The following is a 23,549-nucleotide window of genomic DNA, read 5'->3' as shown; positions in this document are numbered from 1 at the left end:
ACGAGACACAAACCACGTCGGCGAGAACCGCAGCTATGGACCGCCGTCGGCTTCTCGCAGGCATCGGACTTTTCGCACTTCCTGGATGTTCCGCGCTGGACGCGTCGGGGACGGGAGCCGAGACGACGAGTACCTCGAGCACGGTGCCGACCGAGACGACTGAACCGCCGACGGCGACATCGACCGCAGAACCGACGACGACCGCCGACCCACCGGACTCCATCGCCGACGCGAACATCTCGTTCGCCATCGAGAAATCGAGTGCGGCGACTTCGGAGCACCCGGCAGAGGTCGAGATCGGCGTCACGAACGAGGGCAGACCTCGTGACCTGAACTTCATCGGCTCCGCACCGCTGTCGTCGGAGTTCGTCGGCGACGGACCCGAACCCGAGGGTCTACTCTTGCACCCGCAGGAGAGTCACGATGCCGCGACTCTCGACGAGAACGACGACGGCTACTTCACCGTCGTCCCCGACTCCCGAGAGGGCGACTGCTGGAACCGGATCGACCTCCCCTATAGCCCGCCGAACAGCGCCTTCCAGATAACGCTGGACCGGGGCGAGACGTTCACGAACCGGTACTACGTGCTGGTCAACAGCCTCGACGGCTGTGCTCCGTCGGGTGAGTACACCTTCGAGAGCGAGTTCCGGGTGCCGGACGACGACGTCGAGTTCACGTGGGCGTTCTCACTCGACTACCCGGTGAGACTGTAGACGTCCGCGTCAACCCCCGGCCAAACCGACTCACAGTCGGGCTTCGACCACGTCCCGCGACGGCAAGCCACCCCGCGCACCCTCCCCGGTGCAGTTCTCCGCCGCCACGGCGGCCGCGAACCGCCCCGCCGCACCCACGGGTTCCCCGTCGAGAAGCCAGGCATCCACCAGTCCGGCCGAGAAGGCGTCGCCCGCGCCGGTCGTATCGACCGCGTCGACCTCGAACGCCGGTACGTCGAGAACCTCGTCGCCGTCGATCAGGAGCGCGCCGTCCTCCCCGCGGGTGAGCGCGGCCCGGGCGACCCCACGCTCGCGCAGTTCCGCGGCCGCGTCGTGCCCGTCGCGGCCGAGGTACGAGCGCAGGGGGACCTCGCTGGAGACGAAACAGTCCACCACGGAGAGAAGGCCGTCGATGGTCTCGGGGCGCGTCCCCCGGCCCTCCAGTTCGGCGAGGGGGCCGGCGAGGTCGAAGACGAGGGGCGGGAAGTCGTCCTCCCGGGCAGCGTCGACGAGTCGCGAGACCACGCTGTCGGGGGCGTACGCGCTGGTGAACACGGCGTCGGCGTCGCGGCAGTAGTCCACGTCGGCGTCGTCGAGTCGGAGTGCCGGGACGCTCTCGCCGCCGGCGACTATCATCCGGTGGCCGTCGTCGTCCCGCAGAATCATCGTGTAGCTGGAGCGTTCGTCGCCCCTGGCGACACGGGTCGCCTCGACGCCCTCGTCTGCCAGCGAAGCGAGGACCCGGTCGCCGTCGTCGTCGCGGCCGACCCGACTGACGACGCCCGTCTCCCGACCGAGGCGGCCGAGGGCGACCGCGACGTTTGCCGCGACGCCGCCCGCCGCGGTCCGTTCGTCGCGGGCGAACGCGCCGCCGTCGGGGTCGGGGAGGTTCGTCACCGGGTAGATGCGGTCGAGCACCGCGCTCCCGACCGTGACGACGGCGGGCATCTACCGGGAACCGGCGACCCACTTCTGGCTGTACGCCGCGCCGCAACTGCACCTGGCGTAGGCGTGGACGACGTCGCCCTCGGCGTAGAGGCCGCCGACCTCCTCGTTCTCCTCCTCGGCGAACGCGAAGACGTACTCGACGTGTCCATCCTCGCACTCGGGGCAGTCACCGGCGGTCAGGTTCGGGGCGATGACCCCCTCGGTCCCCATCGCCTCCTTGGCGAACCCCATCGCGTCGGCGCCGGTCGCGGCCGTGAAGGCGTTCCGGCCGCTGTCGCCGTCGACGACGACGACGATGCCGTCGGCGACGCGCTCGCCGTACCGTTCGATTCGACCGATGTCGTCGACGAAGCTATCGGCGAGGTAGAGTGCCACGTCCTCGGGCAGGTCACCCGCCAGAAATCGCTCGCGGCGTGAATCGCTCATGGTCGGCGTTGATGCTCGACCGATAAAAAGCACGCGTGTCGCCCCGAGTTCGAGGTCGGCCCACGGGCGCTACCCGTCGTCTCCGGGCCGGCCGCGCCTAGGCGTCGTCGAGCGACTCGGCGATGGACGCCAGGCTCTCGTCTGGTTTCTCCAGTGCGGTGTAGACCGCACTGGCGCCCGGGACCCGAAGGCCGTACTGGAACTCGTCTTCGACGACGTCGACCAGCACCGACCCACCCGCACCGCGACCGTTCTCCTCGCACCAGTCGGTGAGTCGATTCGTCCCCTCGCCGGGGTTCCGGGCCGCCGACGGCGTGTCGTAGACGCCGCCGATCATCAGGCCGTCCGTCGTCAACTGGGACTCGACGACGGCGTACTTCTCGTTCCCGTCGAGGACGACGCGAACGACCTCGTCCTCGGGGAAGTGGTCGGCCTCCTCGGCCGGGAGTTCGAGTTTGAGCCGCCCGGTCGCACCGTGTTTCGCAAGCGTCGCTCGTACCGTCGGAACCGTCTCCGAGGAAACCCGGTCTGCCATGTGCGGTCGAAGTGGCCCGGCACCGGTATACCTGTCGCTCGACAGGTGGTGGGCGCCGAGAAGTGTGTCGCTGTCGCGAGCGCGCGCCGAGGGTGCGACCCTCAGGAAACCTACGACGCGCCCGCGACGGGACCCGCTGGTCGGATTACTCGTCTTCGCCGTCGCCCTCGTCCTCGTCCTCGACGAGGCCGAGGAGCGACTCGACCGACTCGTCGCCACGGGCGACTATCTTCGCGTTGATCTGACTGGTCGACTCGGAGACCTGGCGACCGCGAAGGGTCAGCCGGCGGCGCTCGCCCGGTCGGTCCGGCCTGTAGCCGACGCCCTCCTCGCGCATGAGGACCTCCTTGAGGTTGGGACCGGCGATGTCATCGCGCATCGGTCGTCCGGCGTCGTCCGAACCGCCGGTGAGTTCGAGCGTGTACCCGTCGAGACCGACGGCGGTGCCGTCGACTTCCTCGCCGAGTTCCTTGCCGATGAATCGGTTCGCGTCCTGTTCCGCCGCCTCGAGCTGGTACGTGGCGCCCGAGTCCGGGTCCGCGACGACGACGTTGAAACTCGCCATAGTGGCTATGACTCCTCGGTCGCCGTTCAAAACTCCGTCGAATCGGCGTCGACGCGGCCGTGGACGCCGTCGCCCACGTCGCCCCCACCCGAAGATGAAAGTCACCCCGTGCCGAACCCCCTGCCATGGAACCCGGGCGACTGGAGCGCCGGCTCGAACGCGAGTTCGGCGGGGAGGCGCACGTCGTCGTCCGTGAGGCCGTCGACCTGCGCGACTCCGGGCGCTACCACAGCGACACCGGGAGGGAACTCACCGCCGACGTCATCGTCGACAACCTCCGCGACGCCCCCGACGGGAGCGACGTCGTCGAGTCCTGGAACTGGTGGCTCGGGGCGCTCGCGCTCGCGTACGGCGACGAGTACCGGTACTTCACCGTGCGACGGAACCCGCACGACCGGGAGAACGGGACGTTCTGAGGGCCCCGTCGGCCTGGAAACCGACGAACGGAAAGTCCCTCACCCCCAACCACGGGACGATGGACATCCGGTTCCTCGGCGGCGCCCGCGAGATCGGACGCAGTGCGGTCCTCGTCGACGACTCGCTCCTCCTCGACTTCGGCCTCCTCACCGAGAACCCGCTCCAGTTCCCGGTCGAGACGCCGGACCCGGACGCAGTTGTCGTCTCACACGGGCATCTGGACCACGTCGGTACCGTTCCCGCGCTCCTGTCGGGAGACGAACGGCCACCGATCCACTGGACGCCACCGACGTACGAACTCGCGCTCACGCTGGCGAGAGACACGCTGAAACTCCACGGCGGGTCGTTCAACTGCCCGTTCACCGAGAACGACGTCAAGCGCGTCACCGAGGTCTCGCAAACGCACGGCTACCGGGAGACGTTCGAGGCGGCGGGGCACGAGGTCACGTTCTACAACGCGGGTCACATTCCCGGGAGCGCGCACGTCCTCGTCGACGACGGCGACACCCGCCTGCTCTACACCGGCGACTTCCACACCGACGACCAGCGTCTCGTTTCAGGGACGACGGCCCGCCCCGACGCCGACGTGGTCGTCTGCGAGAGCACGTACAGCGACGTCGAACACGAGGACCGCGACGTCGTCGAAGACCGGTTCGCACGGAGCGTCGAGCGGACACTCTGGGAGGGCGGCACCGTCGTGGTTCCAGCGTTCGCCATCGGCCGGACCCAGGAGATGCTGCTCGTCTGCGAGGCCCACGACATCCCGTGCTACGTCGACGGCATGGGAAAGGACGTGACCAGGACGCTCCTCCAGTACCCCGAGTTCCTTCGCGACGCCGACGCCCTCCAGCGCGCGACGTCCCACGCCCGGTTCGTCACCGGCCGCGACGGCCAGCGCAAGCGCATCACCGACCAGAAGGCGGCCATCGTCACCACCAGTGGGATGCTCTCGGGTGGCCCCGCCATGACGTACGTCCCCGAGATTCGTGCGAACCCCACGAACAAGATAACGATGACGGGGTACCAGGTCGCCGGGACGCCGGGTCGCGAACTGCTCGACACCGGCCGTGCCGAGATAGACGGCCGTGTGATGCCGGTGAGTGCCCAGGTCGAGCAGTACGACTTCTCGGCACACGCCGACCGTGGTGGACTCGGGGAGTTCGTCCGGTCCTACGAAGACGCGCGAGTGCTGGTCAACCACGGGGACCGATGCGAGCAGTTCGCCGCCGAACTCCGCGACGACGGGGTCGACGCGACCGCACCCGAGCGCGGCGTCACGTACACGGTCTAGGCCGCCGGCCGTCCCGGGCCGACGCGCCACGTATCAGGGCGGGCAGGTGAAACGCCGGGTTTCTCACGTACGTCGTCCATAACCAAGGACGCGGGCGGCGTCAGTTTTCGAACGCACATGTCCCCACTCGCTACCGAACTCGCCCTCCCCGCTGGAATCGTAGACGCGGCAACGCAGGTCGCACAGGTCCCACTACAGTTCGGCGGGAACCTCCTCTCGCTCGCCATCGTGTTCTTCGTCCTCGCCCTCGTCGCCGCGGTGTTCGGGTCGCGGGGAATCGCCGGTCTCAGCATGGAGATAGCGAGGATACTCGTCCTCGTGTTCCTCGTGCTGGCGATTATCTCGCTGCTGCTGTGACCGGTCGGCAGGCCGCCCGGGCCGACGGACCCCGCCCGCGACGTCCGGGGCTGGTGACCAACGGCGGCGGTCACTCCGCAAGGAACGCGACGACGGGGTCGAGTTGTTCGTCGACGTTCAGCCCCGGAGGATGGCCACAGTCGAGTTCGAGCAGGTCCGTCTCGGGCCGGCGGTCGAGCATCTCCTCGACGGTCGGTTCGGTGAGCACGTCGGACTCGTGGCCCCAGAGGACGAAGACCGGGAGGTCGAGCGACTCCCACAGCTCCCAGGCCGCCGCAGGGTCGAGGTTGCTCTCCAGCAGCGACGCGACGATGCGCTCGTCGTAGTCGCGGGTGACCCGGCCGTCCTCGCGCCGTCGCGCGCTGGTGAGCGCGAAGCGCCGCCACTCGGCGTCGTCCTGGGCGTTCATCGTGGCGTACGTCTCCCGGTACCAGGCTTCGAGCCCGGAGTAGGTGTCGAACGCCGGCGGGTCGGTGAGGTAGTCGACGATGCGCTGGATGCCCTCCTCGGCGTGGACGAACACGGGTCCGATGTCGTTGCAGACGAGGTGCGAGACAGAGACGGCGTCGTCGTCGTTCGCGAGCAGCATCCCGAGCAGTCCGCCCATCGACGTGCCGACGTAGCGGACCTCGTCGCGGTCGAACGTGTCGCAGAAACCGCGGAGCGTCGCGAGCAGTCCCTCCCACGAGTACTCGGATTCGGGGTCGTCGGCCCACTCGCTCAGTCCCCGTCCCGGCATGTCCGGGCAGACGACGCGGTACCCCTCGTCCACGAGTCGTCGTGCGAGCGGGTCGAAGTCCCGGCCGTTGCGCGAGAGGCCGTGGACGCAGACGACGAGCGCGTCGTCCGGGGCGCCCCATTCGGTGTAGTGTACTTCGGTGCCGTCGACAGTGACGAAGGCGTCAGTTCGGGTCACGAGACCACGGACCACGCAGTCGACTATAAACGGTGACGTTAACGACCGTCGCCGACGGGTCGCCCGGACACGCCGGGGGTGTCGGACCAGTCACCACTAAGCCCCCGGTCCGACAGTCGAACGTATGAGTCCACAGCGCGACGACGGCAGGAACGAGTGGGCGGCCGGTGCCTACGACGATTCGCACGCGTTCGTCTACGAGTACGGCGAGGGCGTCGTCGACCTGCTCGACCCGGAACCGGATGAGTGGGTCCTCGACCTCGGCTGTGGCACCGGCCACCTGACCGCCAGCATCGCGGCCTCGGGGGCCACCGTCGTCGGACTCGACGCCGAGCGGTCGATGCTCGCCGAGGCCGCCCGGACGTACCCCGACCTCCGGTTCGTCCGGGGGGACGCCCGTCGGTTCGCGTTCCGCAGGCCCTTCGACGCGGTGTTCTCGAACGCGGCGCTGCACTGGATTCACGAGCAGGACGCGGTGCTCTCCTCCGTCGCCGACGCGCTCCGGCCGGGGGGACGATTCGTCGCCGAACTCGGCGGGGCGGGCAACGTCGCGGCCATCGTCGGCGCGGTCGAGGACGCAGCGTCGGACCGTGGCTACGCGGTGACGAACCCGTGGTACTTCCCGACCGTCGGTGAGTACGCGACCCGCCTGGAGGACCACGGTTTCGAGGTGCAGTACGCGAGCCTGTTCGACCGGCCGACCGAACTCGACGACGGGGAGGCTGGACTCGCGTCGTGGCTCGGGATGTTCGGCGACGGCCTGCTGGGGCCGGTGCCCGAGCACGAGCGCGAGGACGTGATTTCGGCGGCCGAGGACCTGCTCCGCGACGAACTGTTCGCCGACGGCACGTGGACTGCGGACTATCGCAGGCTCAGGGTGGTCGCGCGGCTGGAGCAGGTGTAGCCAGCACGGAACCCGGACCGCCTTCGACAGTCCGGCTCGCCAGCCTGCCTAGCGGGCTCGTCGAACGACAGCACCTCGCCGACGTCGAGCGTGACGGGGGCGTCAGTCCGCCTCCTCCGCCGCGACCGGTTCCTCGAAGTCGTAGCTGACGCCGGTGAGGTCTTCCGACACCTCCCAGAGCCGGTCGGCCGTCGCCTCGTCGTACGAGCGGTCGCTCGACTCCTGGACCGACGGGTGCCCGCGCATGTTCAGCAGGCCGCCCGGGCCGACGTACGTCCCGCCCGCGACGTCCGGTTTCGTCGCGGCGTACAGCATCGGCAGTGCACCCTTCGCCGCCGACTGCGCGAGGACGGCGTTCGCGACGCGCATCGCCGCCAGCCTGACCCACGACCCGGTCGCCTCCGGGCCGCGGTACTGGAGGTTGGTGTCCGCGTAGCCGGGGTGACAGCCGACGCTGGTCACGTGGTCGATGCCGGCGTCGTCGAGTCGTCGGTCCAGTTCGTAGGCGAAGAGCAGGTTCGCCAGTTTCGACTGGCCGTAGGCGTCCCACTTGTCGTAGTCCGACTCGCCGTGGAGGTCGTCGAAGTCAAGTCGGCCGTTCTCGTGCAATCCACTCGACTGGGTGACCACCCTGGCCTCGCCGTCGGCGGCACGGAGCGCGCCGAGCAACTGGCCGGTCAGCGCGAAGTGGCCGAGGTGGTTCACGCCGAACTGCGTCTCGAACCCGTCGGCCGTCTCGGAGCGCGGTATCGCCATCACGCCGGCGTTGTTGCAGAGGACGTCGACGCACTCGTAGTCGTCCACGACGCCCCGTGCGAACGCGGCGACCGAGGACAGGTCCGCGAGGTCGCACTCCCGGACGTCGAGGGCTGCCCCGGGTGCCGTCTCGCGTATCGACTCGGCCGCCGTCTCGCCCCGGGCGACGCTCCGACAGGCCATCACCACCGTCGCGCCAGCGTCGGCGAGTGTCCGGGTCGCCTCCAGTCCCAGGCCGCTGTTCGCGCCCGTCACGACGACTATCCGTCCCGACTGGTCCGGCACGTCCGCTGCGGTCCACGTGCTCATGTGCTGGGGTTGGGTGGGTCCCTATTCAAGCCTGTCACCCAACTGGTGGGGTCCGGTCACTCGTCCCGCGCCGCCGAGACCGCGTCAGCCTCCGCCGTCAGCGCCGCCGCCAGCGTCCGGGCCTGCTCGGGCGTCAACCTGAGTTCGTCCATGTGTGCCGGCAGGTCGTCCTCGGTCATGTTGTCGAGTTCGAACTGGAGTTTGACGTGGTCGGGGGACTCGCGTGCCGACGTCGCGTTGCAGACGGCGAACACGTCGTCCTCGAAGTCGTGTCCGGTCACCGTCGCGTCCACGAGGTCGAGCGTGGTGTGGGCGTTCACCTTCAGCAGTCGGTCGGCCATGTCGAACACAGACGCGTCGGGGCCACTTAGCCGGCGCGCTATCGACAACGCACTTGCCGCAGGGCACCGATGGCCGGAGTATGGTCGGGCCGAGCGTGCCGTTGACACTCCTCGTCGGCGCCGCCGGGTTGGCGGTGCTGGTCAAGAGCGCACAGACCGCCGTGGGCGCGGTGACGAGGCTCGCGGTACACTACGACGTCCCCGACATCGTCGTCGGGGTGACCGTCGTCGCCATCGGGACGAGCCTGCCCGAGATAGCCGCCCACGTCATCGCGTCGGTCGGCATCGTCTCGAGCGCGCTCGACTACGAGGTCACCTCGGCGACGGTCCTCGGCGGCAACATGGGGTCGTCCATCACCCAGCAGTTGCTCCTGTTCGGCATCTTCCTCGTCGGGTACGGTCGCTACCGGCCGCGAACGGCCTTCCTGCGGACGACGTACGTGCCGATGGTCCTCGCGTCCGCGCTGGTGCTCGTGTTCGCGTGGGACCGTGTCCTCTCGCAGGTCGAGGGCGTCGTGCTGGTCGCGGTGTACCTGGCGTACACGTACTGGGCCATCGAGAACCGCGAACGGGTGGGCGCGATTCCGGAGGGCGAGAGCAAGCGGGTCGGTCGGGACGCGGCGCTGTCGGTGCTCGGACTCGTCGGCGTCCTCGTCAGTGCCTACGTCGTCCTCGAGGCCGTCGAACTGGTCGTCGCCGTACTGGGGCTCGGCGGTTCCATCGTCGGCGTCGTCACCATCGGACTGGCGGCCGCCCTCCCCGAACTCTCGACCGTGCTCAGGGGTATCCGCCGACGCTCGCCGGACATCGCCGTCGGGACGCTCGTCGGGAGCAACGTGGTGAACCCGTTGCTCGCCATCGGCCTCGGCGGGAGCATCTCGTCGTACGCGGTGCCCGCCGTCGTCGTGCTCTGGGACCTGCCGGTGAAACTCGTCGCCGGCGTCGGCGTCCTCGCGTGGCTCCGGTACGGGAGCGACGGCACGCTCCGCCGGCGCGACGGGTTCTACTTCGTCGTCGCGTACTTCGTCTTCCTCAGCGGACGGTTGCTGCTGTTCCCGACGCAGTGACCGGGGCCGTGGCGACGGGGCTGGACCGTCCCCCCCACGTGAGGCCCTCGTACCCGCCCCTCCCAAGTCCTTAACGGCGTCCGCACCGAACGTTCGACCATGCCGAGAGAGATCGAGGAGCGGAAGGTGACGCGCGAAGCGGCGGCCGACCGACTCGTGACCCTCGCCGAGGAGTTGCGGGGCGAGGGGTCGATGGACGTGAGCGTCGAGAACAAGACCATCAGCCTCTCGCCTCCCGCCGACGTGACGATGGAGGTCAGCGTCCGCGAGAAGTCGACGCTCTTTCGCGGCGACCGCGAAGGCATCACCGTGAAGATGGACTGGAAGCCGGAGTAGGCCGGTCGTCGCGAGTCAGTCGTCCGCAGACAGCGGCGTGTCGTCCGGCGACGAGGGGGCCGGCGAGGCGTCGAGGTCGTCGTCCTCGGCGTACGGGTACCAAGTCCGCTTCGTGTTGTGCATGAACGGGTCCTCGTAGTCGGTCTCCTCCGGTTCGACGAGCGCCGAGAGTTCGTCGTCGTCGCGGTCCGCGACGAACGACCGGAAGCTCTCGTCGCCGTCACGCGACGCCTCGAAGTTCGCGAGCAGGTTCCGGATGGCCCCGGGGACCTCGTCCGCCGGGACGCGTTCGGCGACCCACGACGCGAACTGTGGCTCCTCGCCCAGTCCGCCGCCGAGACCGACGTCGAGCGCTTCGACCGGTTCGCCGTCCTTCCGGGTCTTCATCCCCCGGAGGGAGACGTCGGCGATCTGGGGCTGTGCGCAGGAGGCGGTACAGCCCGAGAGGTGGACGTGGAAGTCCTCGACGCCGTCGGGGAGGTCGACGTGCTCCTTCAGCCAGCGCGCGTAGCGAACCTGGCGGTTCTTCGTCTCGACGATGGAGAGCGAGCAGAACTCGGTGCCGGTGCAGGCGACGGAGCCACGCATGAACGGGTGCGGGTCCGGCGAGTAGTGTTCGAGGACCGGTTCGGCGAGCAGGTCGTCGAGGTTCTCCCCGGGAACGTCCGTGACGACGACGTTCTGGCGCTGGGTGAGCCTGACCTCGCCGGAGCCGTACTCGTCGGCCACGTCGGCCAGTTCGAGGACGTCGTCCGCGCCGATGCGGCCGACGAGGACGTTCAGACCGACGTAGTAGTCGCCGTCGTTCTGCTCGTGGACGCCGACGTGGTCGTGCTTGCCTCCCGTCTCGTAGCCGGCGTTGTAGCTGTACTCCGACCGGAGGTCCTGGCCGGCCGTGCAGAGTTCGAAGTCGACGAACTCCTCCTGGAGGGTGGCCCGGAGCTTCTCGGGACCCCACTCGTCGACGAGGAACTTGATGCGGGCGTTGTAGCGGTTCTCCCGGTCGCCGTACTCCCGGAAGAGCGCGGAGATGCCGCCCGCCACGTCGGCCGCCTGCTCGGGCGTGACGAAGACGTCGACGTCGCGGGCGAACCGTGGCTCGTTCCGGGCGAGTCCACCGCCGACGCGGACGTTGAAGCCCTCGACGTCGTCGCCGTCGATGGTCTTCGTGGCCGGTTCGAGCGCCAGGTCGTTGATGTCGCCCTGGCCACAGCCCTCGCGGCAGCCGGTCACCGACACCTTCCACTTGCGCGGGAGGTTCGAGTGCTCGGCATTCCCCGTGAACGCGTCGTCGAGTTCGCGGATGGTCGAGAGCGCGTCGACGTGTTCGTGCCTGTCCTTCCCGGCGACGGGACAGCCGACGACGTTGCGCCAGGAGTCGCCACAGGCCTGCATCGTCGTCAGGCCGGCGTCCTCGAGTTCGTCGAAGATGGCGGGGACGTCCTCGACGTTTATCCAGTGGAGTTGAATCGCCTGTCGGGTCGTCACGTCGACCCAGCCGTTCCCGAACTCGGGGTTCTCGACGGGGCCCGTCGCGTACTCCCGGGCGATCTCGCCGACGGTCCTGAGCTGTCCCGGTTCGAGCACGCCGCCGGGCGGGCCGATGCGCATCATGAAGTACGACTCCTGTCCGGCGCGCTGGTGGTACAGGCCGTACCACTTGAAGCGCTCGAACCAGGCGTCGCGTTCGTCCTCGGGGATGGACGCCCACCCCGACTCGGCGAATCGCTCGATGTGCTCGCGGATGTCCGTGCCGTAGACCTCCGATTTCCAGTCTTCCACGTCACTCGGCATGGGAACGCGTACGGCACAGGTCCCTATACCAGCGCCTGCAGCGTCAGGTAGCCCCGGTGCTCCCCGTTACCGGATATTCCTGCCGGGTTCGAGCGTGGCCCGGACCGTCCCCGGGTCGAAGGCGTGGAACTCGCCGTCGCGGATCCGCCCGACCGGGAGCCAGTCCAGCGAGCCGGCCGTGCCGCAGTCGATGCACTGGCCGACCGCCGAGACGGCGACGCCGTCGCGGCCGACGCCGACGTCGGTGAACGCTTCGAGGACGACGTGGGCCGTCTCGCACGCACAGAAGTCGGTGGCCGCGAGGGGCCAGACGTCGCTGTTCGGGACCCGTCGCCGGTTGTCGACGCTGATCCACGCGCCGTCGTCGAGGACGCGAAGTTGCGTGGCCATGTCCCCGCTTTCACCCCGTCGGTGGTGGGTGCGTCGGCCGGTGCAAACCTTCGCCCCGTCGACGACGGGTGTCTGGCCACAAATCGCACGCAGGCTCTCGATTCGTGCCGGAGACGGCCGTCCGAGGTACCGGCCGGTTCCTCCGGTACCGCCGAGCCCCGGTGACGATTGTCCACGAAGAGTCGGTTAAGGGAGTCTCGGACGTACGTCGCTTCGATGACCGACGAGCCGACCCGACAGCACGCCTCGGCCGACGTGGCCCCCGAACTGTACGAACCGGAGGAGGACCGATGACACACGGGACCGACCAGCAGGCCGACGACGACGCAGAGACGGACCGCCGGGAACGCCACGACGAACACCTCGACGGCGTGGAACCCGGTGCCGGCTGTACGGAGATCTGGGAACACCTCTCGGAACAGCGCGACGAAGAGTGACCCGCACAGCAGGACCGAGTTTTTGCCCCGTCGCGCCCAAGGAACCAGCATGAGAGACGAGCAGTCGCCCAGGACCGAGCGGGAGTCGCCCGTCGGGAAGCCGGTCATCCGCGGCGACCCCGCCGTCACGGGTGACCGCGCCCGCGAGGCCGTCCAGTTCGACCCGGGCGACCCCGAGAGCCTCGCGGACGCGGCGGAGACCGTCGCGGCGTTCGCACGCAACACCGCCGGCAGCGCCGACAACGTCTACATGCTCCGTGGGGCCGCCGCGTGCGCCGCCCTCGTCCGGGGGGAAGGGTCGTACAAGGCCGCCGCAGCGCGCGCCGGCGACCCCGCAACCGTCTCGTTCATCCGCAAGTGGGCGCGGGTCCACGACCTGCCCGAGTCCATCCGCCGGCACGTCGCCCGGGGACACATCGCCCCCACCGCCGCCAAGCACATCGCCCGCGTCGGCGGGGAGGCGCGCCTCTACATCGCGTGGGCGACGCTCGACGAGGACCTGACCGTCCGGGACGTGCGCTCGGTCGCCAGCGCCGTCAACGACGGCACGCCGGTCGCGGACGCACTGGCCGAGCGGGGCGTCACGCTCGGCCGCCTCACGCTCGACCTGCCGCCCGCGACGTACCGCGAACTCCGCCGGCGCGCCGCCATCGAGGGGCGCACGCCCGACGACGTGGTCGCCGAGGCGCTCGAGGAGTTCCTCTGAGCTACCGCCGGTAGAACCGCTCCGCCGCGTCCGAGAGCACCGCGCCCGCCGTCTCCACCTCGCCGACGTCGACCGTCTCGTCCGGGAAGTGCGCCTGGTCGATGCTCCCCGGGCCGAACAGCACCGTCGGGATACCCGCCGCCTGGTAGTGGCGACTGTCCGCGCCGTAAGTGGCACCGTACGGCGTGGCGTCGAGTCCCGCCGCGTCGGCGGCCGACCGGACCGCCTCGACGACCGGGTCGTCCGCGTCGACCGACGCCGACTCGAACTGGATGGAGAAGCGCTCGAACGTCGGCGGGTGCGCCGAGAGCCACTCGTGCTCGGCGACGACCGCGTCGAGGCGGTCCTGGAACTCGGCCTCGACCTCGGCGACGGTCTCGCCCGGCGCGACGCCGATGCGTATCTCGGCGACGAGTTCGTCCGGCACCGTCGACGCCCAGTTGCCCGCACGGACCGTCCCGAGGCAGACCGGCCACTTCAGCGGGTAGTCATCGTACAGCGGATGGGTCACGCGGGCATCGCGCTCGGCCTCCAGGTCCTCGAACGCACGCCGGATGGCCTCGAAGTGGGGAAGGACCGACTCGCCGCGCCAGCGCGTCGCCGCGTGCGCCGACCGCCCCTCGATACGCAGGCGTTTCATCACGCTCCCCTCGACCGCCGTGACGACGCCGAGTTCGGTCGGTTCGGCGACGACGGCCGCGTCCCGGTCGAAGGGGTACGGGTTCGACAGCGCCGCCGCGGCCGCGCCGATGCCGCCCTCCTCCTCGCCGGCGACGCTCTCGACGACGAGGCGGCCGTCGACGTCGGCGTCCGACGCGGCGAGGTGACGGGCCGCGAACACGCAGGCCGTCAGTCCGCCCTTCATGTCCGCCGCGCCGCGTGCCGTCACCCGGTCGCCGTCCCACACCGGATCGAAGGGGTCGTGCGTCCACGCCGACCGCGTCGCCGGGACCACGTCGACGTGCCCGTTCAGCACCAGCGTCGGGCCCGCGTCGGGGTCGCCGAGTTCGACGACGCCAGCGACGGAGGGACGGTCCGCAGTGTCTATCTCGGTGGAGTCGTCCGGGAACGACGGGTGCGCGGCCAGTGCCTCGGCGTCGGCCGTCCACTCGTAGGTGTCGAACCCGAACGCCTCGAAGCGCTCGCACAGCCACGCCTGTGCCGGTTCCTCCCGGGCGTCGGTCGTGTCGAATCGCAAGAGGGCGTCGAAGAAGTCGCGCAGTTCGTCCCCCCAGACATCGGCGAACTCGCTCATGTGTAGGAGAGGCCACGGCCCGGGCTAAAAGCGTTCGATGCGTCGGCTTCGGATGGGTGGCCCCCGGGTCGCAACACCCCGACCGGGCGGAACGATAACCCTTTAACCGTGCCACTGCGAACGTTCGACCGTACGGGCCGGTAGCTCAGTCCGGCAGAGCGTCTGGCTTTTAACCAGACGGTCGGGGGTTCAAGTCCCTCCCGGCCCGCTACTCCTGCGAACGCCAGTGAGCAGTGAGTAGCGACAATGGGAGGGACTTGAATCAGGGAGCGAACAGCGTGAGCGAGTGGGGTTCAAGTCCCTCCCGGCCCGCTACTCCTGCGAACGTCAACGAGCAGTGAATAGCGACGCGTGGAGGGCTCGGACCAGAGAGCGACCGGAGTGAGCGACGGGGTCGGGTCCCTCACCGACCCACCGCTATACGACGCCGAAAGACGACACACGAGCAGCGCTACGCAGCAGGAAAAACGAGGAGCTGGTCGGCCGGGTTACTCCTTCCGCGGCAGGTACGCCAACGTGACCAGGAGGACGATGCCGACGCTGGCGAGGATGACGACGCCCCAGAAGCCGTTCATGCGCTCGTGGAAGCGCTCCTCGGACGCGATGGCCTCCTGAAGCGCGAGCTGTTTCTCCGTACCCTGGCCGAGCTGGACCGTGTTCTCGTTCGGGAAGTGGGCGGCGAACTCGACGCCGTTCAGGGTGACGTTCTCGTTCTGGCCGAAGGTCACCTCGTTGTCCTGGGGTGCGGTCCAGGTGAGTACGGCCTGCTCGTTGGTCGCGTTGATACTGGTCTGGTTACCGTTGTAGTTCAGTGGCTGGTTCGTGGGGATGGTCACCGGCTGGAGCGAGGAGTTGTTCGCGTTGGCCGCGATGTACTCCTCGACGGTGACCGCCTGCCGGTCGGGGGCGTCGGGCTGGGAGTCGATGTACTGGGTGTTGCCCTGCCACTGCGGGCTGAAGCGGTCGCCCGGTTCCCAGCGGAGGGTTATCTCGGACGGCTGGGAGGTGTTGGCGATGAACGCCCGGTACGTGGTGTTCTGGTAGGTGACCGTCGAGTTGTTCGCCCACGTCTCGCTGAACTGGGCCGACTCGTTGGTCCAGACGAGGACTGCCTCGTAGGTCACGCCACCGCCACCGTGGCCACCGCCACCGCCGCTGGACGCGGAGACGTCGGTGACGCGGTACTCGCGGCCGTCGACAGTCAGCGTCGAGTTCTGCTGGAGCGTGTGATCGGGATTCTCGATACTCACTGCCGGCGGCTCCGCGGTGGAGACGAATGCGAACGCGCCGGCCGCGATAACGAGAAAGAGGACGACATACGCCGCCGCTGCTCGTCGTTGCATAATCGACGCGACGGATGCCTGGCCTAAAACGATTTCTTTTCTATCGAATCTGTCGCGGCGGGCGATTCAGGCCGGTAGAACCGGCCCAGCGACCACAGACGCGTGTTGCGCGTAGTGAACCAGGGGGTCGCCGGGTGGCGCGTCGAACCCGGCCGCCGCGAACAGGTCGTTGGTCCGCAGGTCGAGCGTCGCGCGCTGGAGGTGCCACGGGTCGTGGCGGACTGAACCGACGACCAGTCTACCCGCGACGGTCGCGTAGAACCGGTAGCGTTCGGTGAGAAAGCGTGCGCGGTCGTCGCCGTCGACCGGGTCGCCGGGGGTGACCGTGGCGTCGAAGCGGGCCCGTGGCTGCCCGCGGTGGGTGCGCTCGCTCTCGACGTGGATGGCCTCGTCGGTCACGTCCATCGCCAGGTCCGCGTCGAAGTACGGCAGGCCAGTCGTCGCCCGGGCGACCCGGACCGCGAGTCTGTCGGGCGTCTCGAGGCTGAAGAAGTAGATGCCGGGGTCGGTCGCCGGGCGACCGACGACGCCCGAGACGTACGTCCGCAGGTTCAACTCCGGGAACGAGCGACGGAACGGGGCGAAGACCGACGGCGTCGGGCCGGCGTCCTGCATCCTGAAGGCGACGACGCTCAGCCACGCGCGCCCGTCGCAGGTATCGACGGTGAGCCCCGGCGGGAGACGGTCGGCGACCACGGCCGGGTCGACCGGCCAGTGCGCGAACACCACGTCCACCCAGTCCATCCGGAGCAGGGCCACCTCCTCGAGCATACGCGATACTCGGGTGGCCAGCGTCTAACCCCTGACGCCGGGAGGTCTTTGCGACGGCCGCCCGTACGCGACAGCATGCGCCTGTACGACGCACTCGCGGACCTGCCAGTCAGCGTGGACGGCTACCGACTCGACCGGCGGGAACGGGACACGTCGAGCGATTTCACCCGGGTCACCACCACGTTCGAACTGCACGGCGAGGACCACGTCGGTCGCGGCGAGGACGTCTGCTACGACGCCGCGGACCACGATTCCCTCCAGGCTGACCACGACTTCGAGTTCGCCGGACAGTACACGTTCGACGAGTTCTCGACGGCGCTCGCCGACGTCGACCTCTTCCCGGACCCGCCCGAACGGGAGACGTCGAGACACTACCGCCGGTGGGCCGTCGAGAGTGCGGCGCTGGACCTCGCGCTCAGACAGGCGGGCACGAACCTCGGCGACGCTCTCGACCGGACCTACGACCCCGTCCGGTTCGTCGTCAGCACCCGACTCGGCGACCCTCCGACGTTCGACCGCATCGACGCCATCCAGTCGGTCTCGCCGACCGCCGAGTTCAAACTCGACCCCGTCTCGGCGTGGTCGGACACCCTGCTCGCCCGCCTCGCTGCGACGGGTGCCGTCCGCGTCCTCGACCTGAAGGGCCAGTACGAGGGGACCGACGTCGACCAGCCCGCGGACCCGGACCTCTACCGACGCGTGCTCGACGCCCTGCCCGAAGCCGTCGTCGAGGACCCGGCCCTGACCGACGAGACGCGCCCGCTGTTCGACGGGCAGGAGGACCGCGTCAGCTGGGACTACCCCATCACCGGCGTCGAGAGCGTCGAGGCGCTCCCGTTCGAACCGCGGTGGCTGAACGTCAAGCCGTCGCGCTTCGGCACCGTCGAGTCGCTGCTGGACACCATCGAGTACTGCGCCGAACGCGACGTCCGGTGCTACGGCGGTGGCCAGTTCGAACTCGGCGTCGGTCGCGAGCACGTCCAGGCGCTCGCTTCGCTGTTCTACGCCGACGCCCCGAACGACGTCGCGCCCGGCGGCTACAACGACCCCGAACTCGACGACGACCTGCCGGCGAGTCCACTCGACCCGCCGGCGACCCCGGCCGGACTCGGCTGGTCGTGACCTACTCCGTCGAGTCGGTCGACTCCTCCTGGTCCGACTCGTCGGCCGTGGGCAGGTCACTCGCCAGTCGGTCGAAGCGGTCCTGTGCATCGGTCGTCCGTCGGTCGGTCTCCTCGGGTCGGTAGGTGAGTATCCGGAGGGAGTCACCACAGACCCGGACGTCGAACACGGCGTTCTGGCGTCGGCCGGCCTCGGGCAACTCGTGGCGGTCTAGCAACAGTTCGTCGACCTGCACGCCGTCCTCCTCCAGCAAGAGTACGGCCGTGTCCTCCTCGAACCTGTCGAGGACGGCGGTGTATCGTCGTATCATATCAGGGGTACTCCTCGCGGACGACGACCGTTCCCTCGTCGTCGACGAGGATTACTGTGTCGCCGTCGTTGTTCCATACTGCACTTCCTGCTCCCCAGTAAAGGTCAGTATCGGTATCGGTACCCTCGCCGGTGTGGACGGTGACCCGCGCACCCGGCGCGAGGACGAACCCGACGGGGAAGTAGTACTCGCGCCCGGCGGCGTCCTCGAGTCGCCAGCCACTCAGGTCCAGCGTCGACTCGCCGGTGTTCTCGAAGACGACGTACTCGTCGGTGGCGTTCCCGTCACCCTCCGCCTGGACGGTGACGAGCGTCACTTCGCCGCCGCCGTCGGGCGCGACCGTCTGCGTCGTCGTCGACACGGTCACGGACCCGTCGTCCCCGGCCAGGACGTCGATGACCGTGCGCCGTGTCACGGGGTCGGCCGTCCCCGGTTCGACGGGCGCTTCCGTCCGCAGGGCCGTCGGGTCGGTCGTCGCCTCGCGCTGGGTCGACACGGTGACCGCCCTCCCGTCGCTCCGGAGGACGACGTTGCCGTGGGTGGCCGTCCAGTAGGCGGGGATCGACCGGGCGGCGAGCCGGTCGAGCGTCTCCTGGTGCGGGTGGCCGTACTGGGAGTCGTACGCGCTCGAGAGCACCACCAGCCGGGGGTCGACGGCGTCGAGCAACTCGTCGCCGGTGCTCGACCGACTGCCGTGGTGGCCGGCCAGGAGCACGGTCGACTGGAGGGACGACCCGTAGTTCGAGAGGACGAAGCGCTCCTCGTCGTCCTCGGCGTCGCCGGTGAACAGGAAACTCGTCTCGCCGTGGGTGACGCGGAGGACGATGCTGTTCTCGTTCCGGTCGACGTTCTCCAGCGGTTCCCGTGGCGGGCCGAGGACCGACACGTCGACGCCGGTCACGGGCATCTGTGCGCCCGCGCGGGTCCGGAACAGGGGGACGTCGTACGTCTCGACGGCGTCGAGGTACCGGGCGTACGTCTGGGAGGCGGACGGGATGCCCGGGTCGTACACCGCGCCGACGCCCTCGCCCTGCGTCTCGAAGTACTCGATGACGGCGGCGTGGCCGCCGATGTGGTCGGCGTCGGCGTGGGAGGTCACGAGGTGGTCCAGTCGCTCGACGCCGACCCGTTGCAGGTAGTCGATGACCACCGCACCGTCGTCCCGCCAGTCACCCGAGTCGACGAGTATCGTCTCGCCCGTCGGCGTCACCAGGAGCGTGCTGGCCGACTGCCCGACGTTGATGAAGTGGACCTCCAGCGTTCCGTTGGCCGCCACACCGGACCCGTCGGTGGTCCCGGTTCGGCCGGCGGCGACCGAGTCGTCCGCCTGTCCCGTCGTGCGCGTCGCGTCCGTCGACGGGCCGGCGACCCCGGTCCCGCCGGCAGTCGGGGAGGGTTCCGTCGTGCGCGTCGCGTCCGTCGACGGGCCGGCGACCCCGGTCCCGCCGACAGTCGGGGAGGGTTCCGTCGTGTCCGGCGGCCCGCCGCAGCCGGCGAGTGCGACCACGAACACCACGAGTACGACGAGTGCGGGGCGGACGAGTCGCATCGTCGATACGTAGCACCGACGCGTCGAAAAACGTGGTTACCAGCTACCGTCCACGTGGCGACTGACGTCGGAACGGCGGGCCAGTGCGACGCCGGCGAACGTGACGACGGCCAGCTGGACGCCGACCGAGACGCTTGCTCCGAGCGTGCGAATAGCGACGAGGAGTGCGTTCCCCTCGAACGGCGCGTTCACCAGGAACACGACCAGGGTGGCCGTGACGAGATAACAGACCGCTGCGATTCCGCCGGTCGCGAGCACCAGCGGCCCGTCGGTGCTCGCGTCCGCCTGTCGAGTCCCCACCCAGTACGCCAGTCCGAACAGGACCACGTAGACGAGGACGAACGACAGGAATCGGGCCCACGCGATGGAGACCGAGAGCATCGACTGCGACGGTTCGAACACCTCGAACTCGAAGACGAGTGGCACGATGTATCGCGTGAGGCCAACGACTATCGCGACGATTCCGGCGACGATGGGAGGGACGACCTGTCGGGTCATGGAGCGTGCGTGAGCGAGACCACAAAGGACAGCTACATGAGACCTTCGACATCGCCTGCTGGTCGGGTATCGAATCGGGGACTACGGGAGGTGTGGGCTACCGGAGCCGTATTTCAGCGATCTCCGTTCGCCCACAGTTCGGGCACTCGTCGTCCGGGGCGTCCACGGTCGTCCCGCACGCACGGCATTCGTGATAGGTCTCCTCGGATTCGAACAGGAACCCGAACAGGTTCGCTGTCGGCATCGAACTCAGGTACGGTTCGACATCTGTGAGTCGAACGCGTGGATCGTTCGCTGTGGAATCGCTTCGCGGCTGAAAATCGTGACGACGTCCCCCGCCTGGAACACGGTGTCACCTTTCGGGGTCAGCGTGTCGTCGCCCCGTTCGATGCTGACGACGAGCAGGTCCTCCAGCAACTCGGTGTCGCTCGCTTCCGCTATCGTCCGGCCGGCGAACTCGGCGTCCTCGCTGACGGTGAACTCGACGACCTCCGCGCTCCCGGAGAGGCTTCTGAAGTCCGTGAGTGAGACGTTCCGGTGGCCTTTCTCGGGGGCGAACGAGTGGTAGGGCTGGCAGAGGTCGTTGTGAATGGTGTCCACCTCCTCGACGTCGAGTCCGAGTTCGGACAGTTCCTGCCCGATGCGCGTGCTTTCGTCGGAATCCGTGGTGACCACCGTCACGAGGAGGTTGCCACGGCCCGCGAGCAGTTCGCGCACACCGACGACGCCGGAGATGCCCAGGACTTCCTGGGCGAGTCGCTGTCTGTCGCCCGTCGGTGCAGTACAGGTGAACTGCGTCTTCGTTCGGCCGTTCGTTCGTTCGTAGTCGATGGCGGCGTGATAGCCCTCGATTATCCCGTGGTCTTCGAGTTGCCGGATGCGATTTCGAATCGTGGGCGGTGTGACGTCCACTTCTTCGGCGATGAGTGAGGCAGAGGTTTTCCTGGCGTCGGCGGCCAGATGATAGAGGATGCGTTTGTCGATCTCGTCGATGCGATACTCGCCGGGCATACTCGAATCGAAAACAGTGTACCACTTAATTTTTTGCATCGGTAATCTCACCCCCGGTATTTTTGGGGTTGCGGCCTAGACTGGTTCACATGACGTTCCATAGCATAGGCACGACACCGTTCGAACGTCTCGGGACGCACTACGAGGACGTAGACGTCACCTGCCCCGACTGTGGGTACGTCGACGAAGATGCAAGCTGGAAAGCGACGACGAACGGCCGGCGCATCGACTACACGCACCTCTGCCCGAGTTGCGGCAGCATCCGAACGCGCACGGTCACCTGCGACGACTGACCACACTTCCTGGTCGACCGGTACTGTACACGCCACTCCAGTCGAAACACCGCCCCGTACGACGTGTTCTTCGACGCCTGCTCGACCCAGGAAGTGCGCGTCCGGGTCCGTCACCGACCGCCCACCGTCGTCGGTCGCGTCGTTCGTCGTCGTTCGACCTCTCCATCCCGTCGAGGTGATCGCCGTCGACCTGCGCGCCGGTGACCTGCGTCGGCGACCGCGACGACGCCCCAGTCGCTGTCAGTCCACCGCTCACAGATTCGAGACAGCCCACCGTCGTAAGGAGGTCGACCGACCCGAGTACTCGTCGGCGTGAGATGTGCGCGGACATTCGTTAATTTCCTCGAAACGACGGTAAAGGTTTTCTGCCGAGCCTCCCGGTACGTACCCGTCGAACGGCGTGCCCAGGTAGCCGTCCGCTTGTGGTTTCGTCGTTTAAACGAGTGTGAATGTCACGGAAGCCAACATATATTCGTTCCTCGACACTATTATTACCGGGTAACCGTCAATCCGTACCACGGAGGTGAGAAGCAAACATGGTCTCTATTGAGATGTCGATACTCGCCGTCGTGGCGTTTCTGGTCGTGCTTGGAGCAATCGAAGTCTCTGGCGTCTTCCGTCGGCCGCGCAGACACGATGCCGGGTACGATTACAGGCGAACCAAGTGGGTCATCATCACGGCTATCTTAGCTATCGTCGGATTGACCACGGTCAGCATGCAGGCCTATCTGACCGGGCCGTAACTCGAGGACGCTGTCCACCTTTTTCTGCGACACTCCGGGTTCACCCGGTCGAGTTCGCGACGGTCGTCCCGAAGCCAGTCGTGGAACGTGCCCGGAGTGGGGTCGTCGCGAGCGCGTCGGAGGAGCCACGGGCCGTCGACTCGAGACCTGTCTGGCGAGTAAGTGAGTGTTAGGCGGTATACACGACTGGTAACAATGTGGGTGGCAGGAGGAGTGCTGACCGGAAGGGCAGCGGACCGAACCGTCGCGTGTCAACGTCCCCCCGAACCCATCGCCAGTCTGTCATCCGATGCACGCGAGTGCCGGTCACCACGAGGCACTCCGCGGTCGGTTCGTGCGTAGACGAACCACCGTTTCACTGCCTGGGTAAGCAGTGAATGGCCCTTCCACACTTACCCTCGGAACGACCTCCATGGCTCCAGTCGACGCCGTCCGGGGTGGCGTCTCGAACTCGTCGACGAGTCGATAGGCGAGCGTAGCGCGCACCACCCCACCTGGGCTTCGCCGGTGGCGAGTCGACTCGTGACGCCTTCTGCGAGGTAGCGACTGGTATCGGGGCGCTCGTAGCCGCTCCACGGCGCGAACGGCCTCTCGTCGACGTGCCCAGCTACTGCCGGCGCTCGAGAAGTTCAGCGGGCCACGGACTTTGGGGGGATGAGAACCGTGCGTCGGCCCAACCATGGTACCGGTTCTGTATGGGTCTGGAGTCCTGTGGCCCTGAACCGCAGTGGCAATTTCTACCACCATCATTTATATTTTTAGATTCTGTATCGTCCCGTGTACAAATTTCTTCGACAGCGGTGGGATTTGTGCCGAGGGTGCCAGTGAGCTGGGCAGCGCTTGCGTCGGGGTCGCCGCCGAGATAGTGCGCGACCTGCTCGTCGAGCGGGGGTTCACCGCTCGGGCGGACCACCCCGGCCCTCGAGCGACGCCTGGCCGTCTGCGTCCGGATCTGTATCGGGAACGGGGACGTTCTCGGTGAGCCCCCGTCGTCGAGTTCGGCGCGCACTGGAGGCTGGCCCACCGTAGCTTCGCCCGACCACGCCGAACACCGCACGGGCCAGCGACAACTAGAGACGTATCTATCGCGTTTCGATGATTCTTCCGTGCGTCGAGTGTGTACAGTGCAGTGCGGTGTCGCTACGGAATCAGAGTCAGCACGTGAGCAACCTGTGGGAAGCCAAGGGCCGGATTTGAACCGGCGATGGGCGGCTCTGCAGGCCGCTGCGTTAGGCCGGACTCTGCCACCTTGGCGCAGTCGATTCTACTTGTCGACCGAGTTTAAACGTAGCGATACGCTCTCTGGACGTGAACGATCCGCGAGAGCGGGGCGGGACCGACCGAAGCCACCGCTCCCCGATAACTGACTGCCGAAGTATGAATGGAGGCGGCGAATCAGCGCTCCCAGAGGCTCGCGCACTCCAGTACGTGCTGACACGCTGGCGA

Annotated in this window: 27 protein-coding genes, 2 tRNA genes and 1 pseudogene; 13 read left to right on the top strand and 17 right to left on the bottom strand. The window is 68.2% G+C overall.

Translation table 11 applies throughout. The features are described 5' to 3' along the window. Positions 1–143: 143 nt before the first annotated feature. On the top strand, positions 144–713 hold the full coding sequence (locus ACSC1W_RS20590; RefSeq protein WP_435349723.1) for a hypothetical protein: 570 nt from the start codon (positions 144–146) through the stop codon (positions 711–713). A gap of 30 nt (positions 714–743) precedes the next feature. On the opposite strand, the gene ACSC1W_RS20585 is transcribed toward ACSC1W_RS20590, so the two are convergent. The 4 genes from ACSC1W_RS20585 to ACSC1W_RS20570 all read right to left on the bottom strand — a co-directional run bounded on the left by ACSC1W_RS20585 (position 744) and on the right by ACSC1W_RS20570 (position 3,187). Continuing rightward, entirely contained in the window at positions 744–1,661 is a 918-nt protein-coding gene (locus ACSC1W_RS20585) for a carbohydrate kinase family protein (protein WP_435349722.1), read from the bottom strand. Beyond that, the gene (locus ACSC1W_RS20580; protein WP_435349721.1) at positions 1,662–2,087 is read right to left on the bottom strand and encodes a DUF5807 family protein; all 426 of its coding nucleotides are present in this window, start codon (positions 2,085–2,087) and stop codon (positions 1,662–1,664) included. 97 nt (positions 2,088–2,184) lie between these two features. After that, on the bottom strand, positions 2,185–2,622 hold the full coding sequence (locus tag ACSC1W_RS20575; RefSeq protein ID WP_435349720.1) for a DUF7112 family protein: 438 nt from the start codon (positions 2,620–2,622) through the stop codon (positions 2,185–2,187). Between the two features lie 145 nt (positions 2,623–2,767). Beyond that, positions 2,768–3,187, bottom strand: a complete 420-nt coding sequence (locus ACSC1W_RS20570) for a 30S ribosomal protein S6e (protein ID WP_435349719.1) — start codon at positions 3,185–3,187, stop codon at positions 2,768–2,770. A gap of 119 nt (positions 3,188–3,306) precedes the next feature. Here ACSC1W_RS20570 and ACSC1W_RS20565 point away from each other — a divergent pair. The 3 genes and pseudogenes from ACSC1W_RS20565 to ACSC1W_RS20555 form a co-directional block, all read left to right on the top strand. Then, positions 3,307–3,603: pseudogene (locus ACSC1W_RS20565) on the top strand (WNWW family protein); the annotation flags it as partial. A 59-nt stretch (positions 3,604–3,662) separates the two neighbouring features. Then, positions 3,663–4,895: an MBL fold metallo-hydrolase gene (locus ACSC1W_RS20560; protein WP_435349717.1), complete on the top strand. Its 1,233-nt coding sequence runs from the start codon at positions 3,663–3,665 to the stop codon at positions 4,893–4,895. A 156-nt stretch (positions 4,896–5,051) separates the two neighbouring features. Continuing rightward, positions 5,052–5,252 carry a DUF1328 domain-containing protein gene (locus ACSC1W_RS20555; protein ID WP_435349732.1) on the top strand — a complete coding sequence of 67 codons (201 nt, stop codon included), beginning with the start codon at positions 5,052–5,054 and terminating at the stop codon, positions 5,250–5,252. A gap of 70 nt (positions 5,253–5,322) precedes the next feature. Here ACSC1W_RS20555 and ACSC1W_RS20550 read toward each other — a convergent pair whose 3' ends face one another. Then, entirely contained in the window at positions 5,323–6,168 is an 846-nt protein-coding gene (locus ACSC1W_RS20550; protein WP_435349716.1) for an alpha/beta fold hydrolase, read from the bottom strand. 124 nt (positions 6,169–6,292) lie between these two features. Here ACSC1W_RS20550 and ACSC1W_RS20545 point away from each other — a divergent pair, with 124 nt between their 5' ends. Next, positions 6,293–7,072 (top strand): class I SAM-dependent methyltransferase, encoded by a 780-nt coding sequence (locus tag ACSC1W_RS20545; RefSeq protein WP_435349715.1) that lies wholly within the window; start codon positions 6,293–6,295, stop codon positions 7,070–7,072. Positions 7,073–7,174: 102 nt separating this feature from the next. Here ACSC1W_RS20545 and ACSC1W_RS20540 read toward each other — a convergent pair whose 3' ends face one another. Both ACSC1W_RS20540 and ACSC1W_RS20535 read right to left on the bottom strand, forming a co-directional pair. Beyond that, on the bottom strand, positions 7,175–8,137 hold the full coding sequence (locus ACSC1W_RS20540) for an oxidoreductase (RefSeq protein WP_435349714.1): 963 nt from the start codon (positions 8,135–8,137) through the stop codon (positions 7,175–7,177). A 56-nt stretch (positions 8,138–8,193) separates the two neighbouring features. Further along, positions 8,194–8,478: a DUF6360 family protein gene (locus tag ACSC1W_RS20535; protein WP_435349713.1), complete on the bottom strand. Its 285-nt coding sequence runs from the start codon at positions 8,476–8,478 to the stop codon at positions 8,194–8,196. An 80-nt stretch (positions 8,479–8,558) separates the two neighbouring features. Between ACSC1W_RS20535 and ACSC1W_RS20530 the strand changes: the two genes are divergently transcribed. Together ACSC1W_RS20530 and ACSC1W_RS20525 are read left to right on the top strand one after the other, a co-directional pair. Beyond that, a complete protein-coding gene (locus tag ACSC1W_RS20530; RefSeq protein ID WP_435349712.1) occupies positions 8,559–9,545 on the top strand; it encodes a sodium:calcium antiporter in 987 nt (328 codons plus the stop codon). Positions 9,546–9,644: 99 nt separating this feature from the next. After that, a complete protein-coding gene (locus ACSC1W_RS20525) occupies positions 9,645–9,881 on the top strand; it encodes an amphi-Trp domain-containing protein (RefSeq protein ID WP_435349711.1) in 237 nt (78 codons plus the stop codon). 15 nt (positions 9,882–9,896) lie between these two features. Here ACSC1W_RS20525 and ACSC1W_RS20520 read toward each other — a convergent pair whose 3' ends face one another. Both ACSC1W_RS20520 and ACSC1W_RS20515 read right to left on the bottom strand, forming a co-directional pair. Continuing rightward, entirely contained in the window at positions 9,897–11,675 is a 1,779-nt protein-coding gene (locus tag ACSC1W_RS20520; protein WP_435349710.1) for a nitrite/sulfite reductase, read from the bottom strand. A gap of 66 nt (positions 11,676–11,741) precedes the next feature. Continuing rightward, positions 11,742–12,065, bottom strand: coding sequence for a DUF8134 family protein (locus ACSC1W_RS20515; protein WP_435349708.1), 324 nt, complete (start codon positions 12,063–12,065; stop codon positions 11,742–11,744). Positions 12,066–12,355: 290 nt separating this feature from the next. Between ACSC1W_RS20515 and ACSC1W_RS20510 the strand changes: the two genes are divergently transcribed. Further along, a complete protein-coding gene (locus ACSC1W_RS20510) occupies positions 12,356–12,502 on the top strand; it encodes a DUF8595 family protein (protein WP_435349706.1) in 147 nt (48 codons plus the stop codon). A gap of 49 nt (positions 12,503–12,551) precedes the next feature. Then, positions 12,552–13,208 carry a DUF7119 family protein gene (locus tag ACSC1W_RS20505; RefSeq protein ID WP_435349704.1) on the top strand — a complete coding sequence of 219 codons (657 nt, stop codon included), beginning with the start codon at positions 12,552–12,554 and terminating at the stop codon, positions 13,206–13,208. A gap of 1 nt (position 13,209) precedes the next feature. On the opposite strand, the gene ACSC1W_RS20500 is transcribed toward ACSC1W_RS20505, so the two are convergent. Further along, a complete protein-coding gene (locus ACSC1W_RS20500; protein ID WP_435349702.1) occupies positions 13,210–14,463 on the bottom strand; it encodes a M20/M25/M40 family metallo-hydrolase in 1,254 nt (417 codons plus the stop codon). A 134-nt stretch (positions 14,464–14,597) separates the two neighbouring features. On the opposite strand from ACSC1W_RS20500, the gene ACSC1W_RS20495 reads away from it, so the two are divergent. Continuing rightward, a tRNA-Lys gene (locus ACSC1W_RS20495) sits at positions 14,598–14,671 on the top strand. Positions 14,672–14,951: 280 nt separating this feature from the next. Here the strand turns inward: ACSC1W_RS20495 and ACSC1W_RS20490 are convergent. Further along, entirely contained in the window at positions 14,952–15,806 is an 855-nt protein-coding gene (locus ACSC1W_RS20490) for a DUF8231 family protein (RefSeq protein ID WP_435349701.1), read from the bottom strand. A 66-nt stretch (positions 15,807–15,872) separates the two neighbouring features. Continuing rightward, a complete protein-coding gene (locus tag ACSC1W_RS20485; RefSeq protein WP_435349699.1) occupies positions 15,873–16,577 on the bottom strand; it encodes a YqjF family protein in 705 nt (234 codons plus the stop codon). A gap of 75 nt (positions 16,578–16,652) precedes the next feature. Here ACSC1W_RS20485 and ACSC1W_RS20480 point away from each other — a divergent pair, with 75 nt between their 5' ends. Beyond that, the gene (locus tag ACSC1W_RS20480; protein ID WP_435349697.1) at positions 16,653–17,699 is read left to right on the top strand and encodes a hypothetical protein; all 1,047 of its coding nucleotides are present in this window, start codon (positions 16,653–16,655) and stop codon (positions 17,697–17,699) included. A 1-nt stretch (position 17,700) separates the two neighbouring features. Here the strand turns inward: ACSC1W_RS20480 and ACSC1W_RS20475 are convergent, their stop codons facing one another. From ACSC1W_RS20475 to ACSC1W_RS20460, 4 genes are all read right to left on the bottom strand, one after another. Further along, the gene (locus ACSC1W_RS20475; RefSeq protein WP_435349696.1) at positions 17,701–18,009 is read right to left on the bottom strand and encodes a DUF3006 domain-containing protein; all 309 of its coding nucleotides are present in this window, start codon (positions 18,007–18,009) and stop codon (positions 17,701–17,703) included. 1 nt (position 18,010) lies between these two features. Then, a complete protein-coding gene (locus tag ACSC1W_RS20470) occupies positions 18,011–19,558 on the bottom strand; it encodes a lamin tail domain-containing protein (RefSeq protein WP_435349694.1) in 1,548 nt (515 codons plus the stop codon). Positions 19,559–19,594: 36 nt separating this feature from the next. Then, positions 19,595–20,056, bottom strand: a complete 462-nt coding sequence (locus ACSC1W_RS20465) for a hypothetical protein (protein ID WP_435349693.1) — start codon at positions 20,054–20,056, stop codon at positions 19,595–19,597. A gap of 249 nt (positions 20,057–20,305) precedes the next feature. Next, entirely contained in the window at positions 20,306–21,067 is a 762-nt protein-coding gene (locus tag ACSC1W_RS20460; protein WP_435349692.1) for an Lrp/AsnC family transcriptional regulator, read from the bottom strand. Positions 21,068–21,156: 89 nt separating this feature from the next. Between ACSC1W_RS20460 and ACSC1W_RS20455 the strand changes: the two genes are divergently transcribed. Both ACSC1W_RS20455 and ACSC1W_RS20450 read left to right on the top strand, forming a co-directional pair. Then, entirely contained in the window at positions 21,157–21,360 is a 204-nt protein-coding gene (locus ACSC1W_RS20455) for an HVO_0649 family zinc finger protein (RefSeq protein ID WP_435349691.1), read from the top strand. A 536-nt stretch (positions 21,361–21,896) separates the two neighbouring features. Continuing rightward, positions 21,897–22,103: a hypothetical protein gene (locus ACSC1W_RS20450; RefSeq protein ID WP_435349690.1), complete on the top strand. Its 207-nt coding sequence runs from the start codon at positions 21,897–21,899 to the stop codon at positions 22,101–22,103. Positions 22,104–23,281: 1,178 nt separating this feature from the next. On the opposite strand, the gene ACSC1W_RS20445 is transcribed toward ACSC1W_RS20450, so the two are convergent. Next, positions 23,282–23,357: transfer RNA gene (locus ACSC1W_RS20445), tRNA-Cys, on the bottom strand. Between the last annotated feature and the right edge of the window lie 192 nt (positions 23,358–23,549).

The sequence above is a fragment of the Haloarchaeobius marinus genome, assembly GCF_051207415.1.
GTDB lineage: Archaea > Halobacteriota > Halobacteria > Halobacteriales > Natrialbaceae > Haloarchaeobius.
This window is presented reverse-complemented; position numbering and strand designations above follow the sequence as displayed.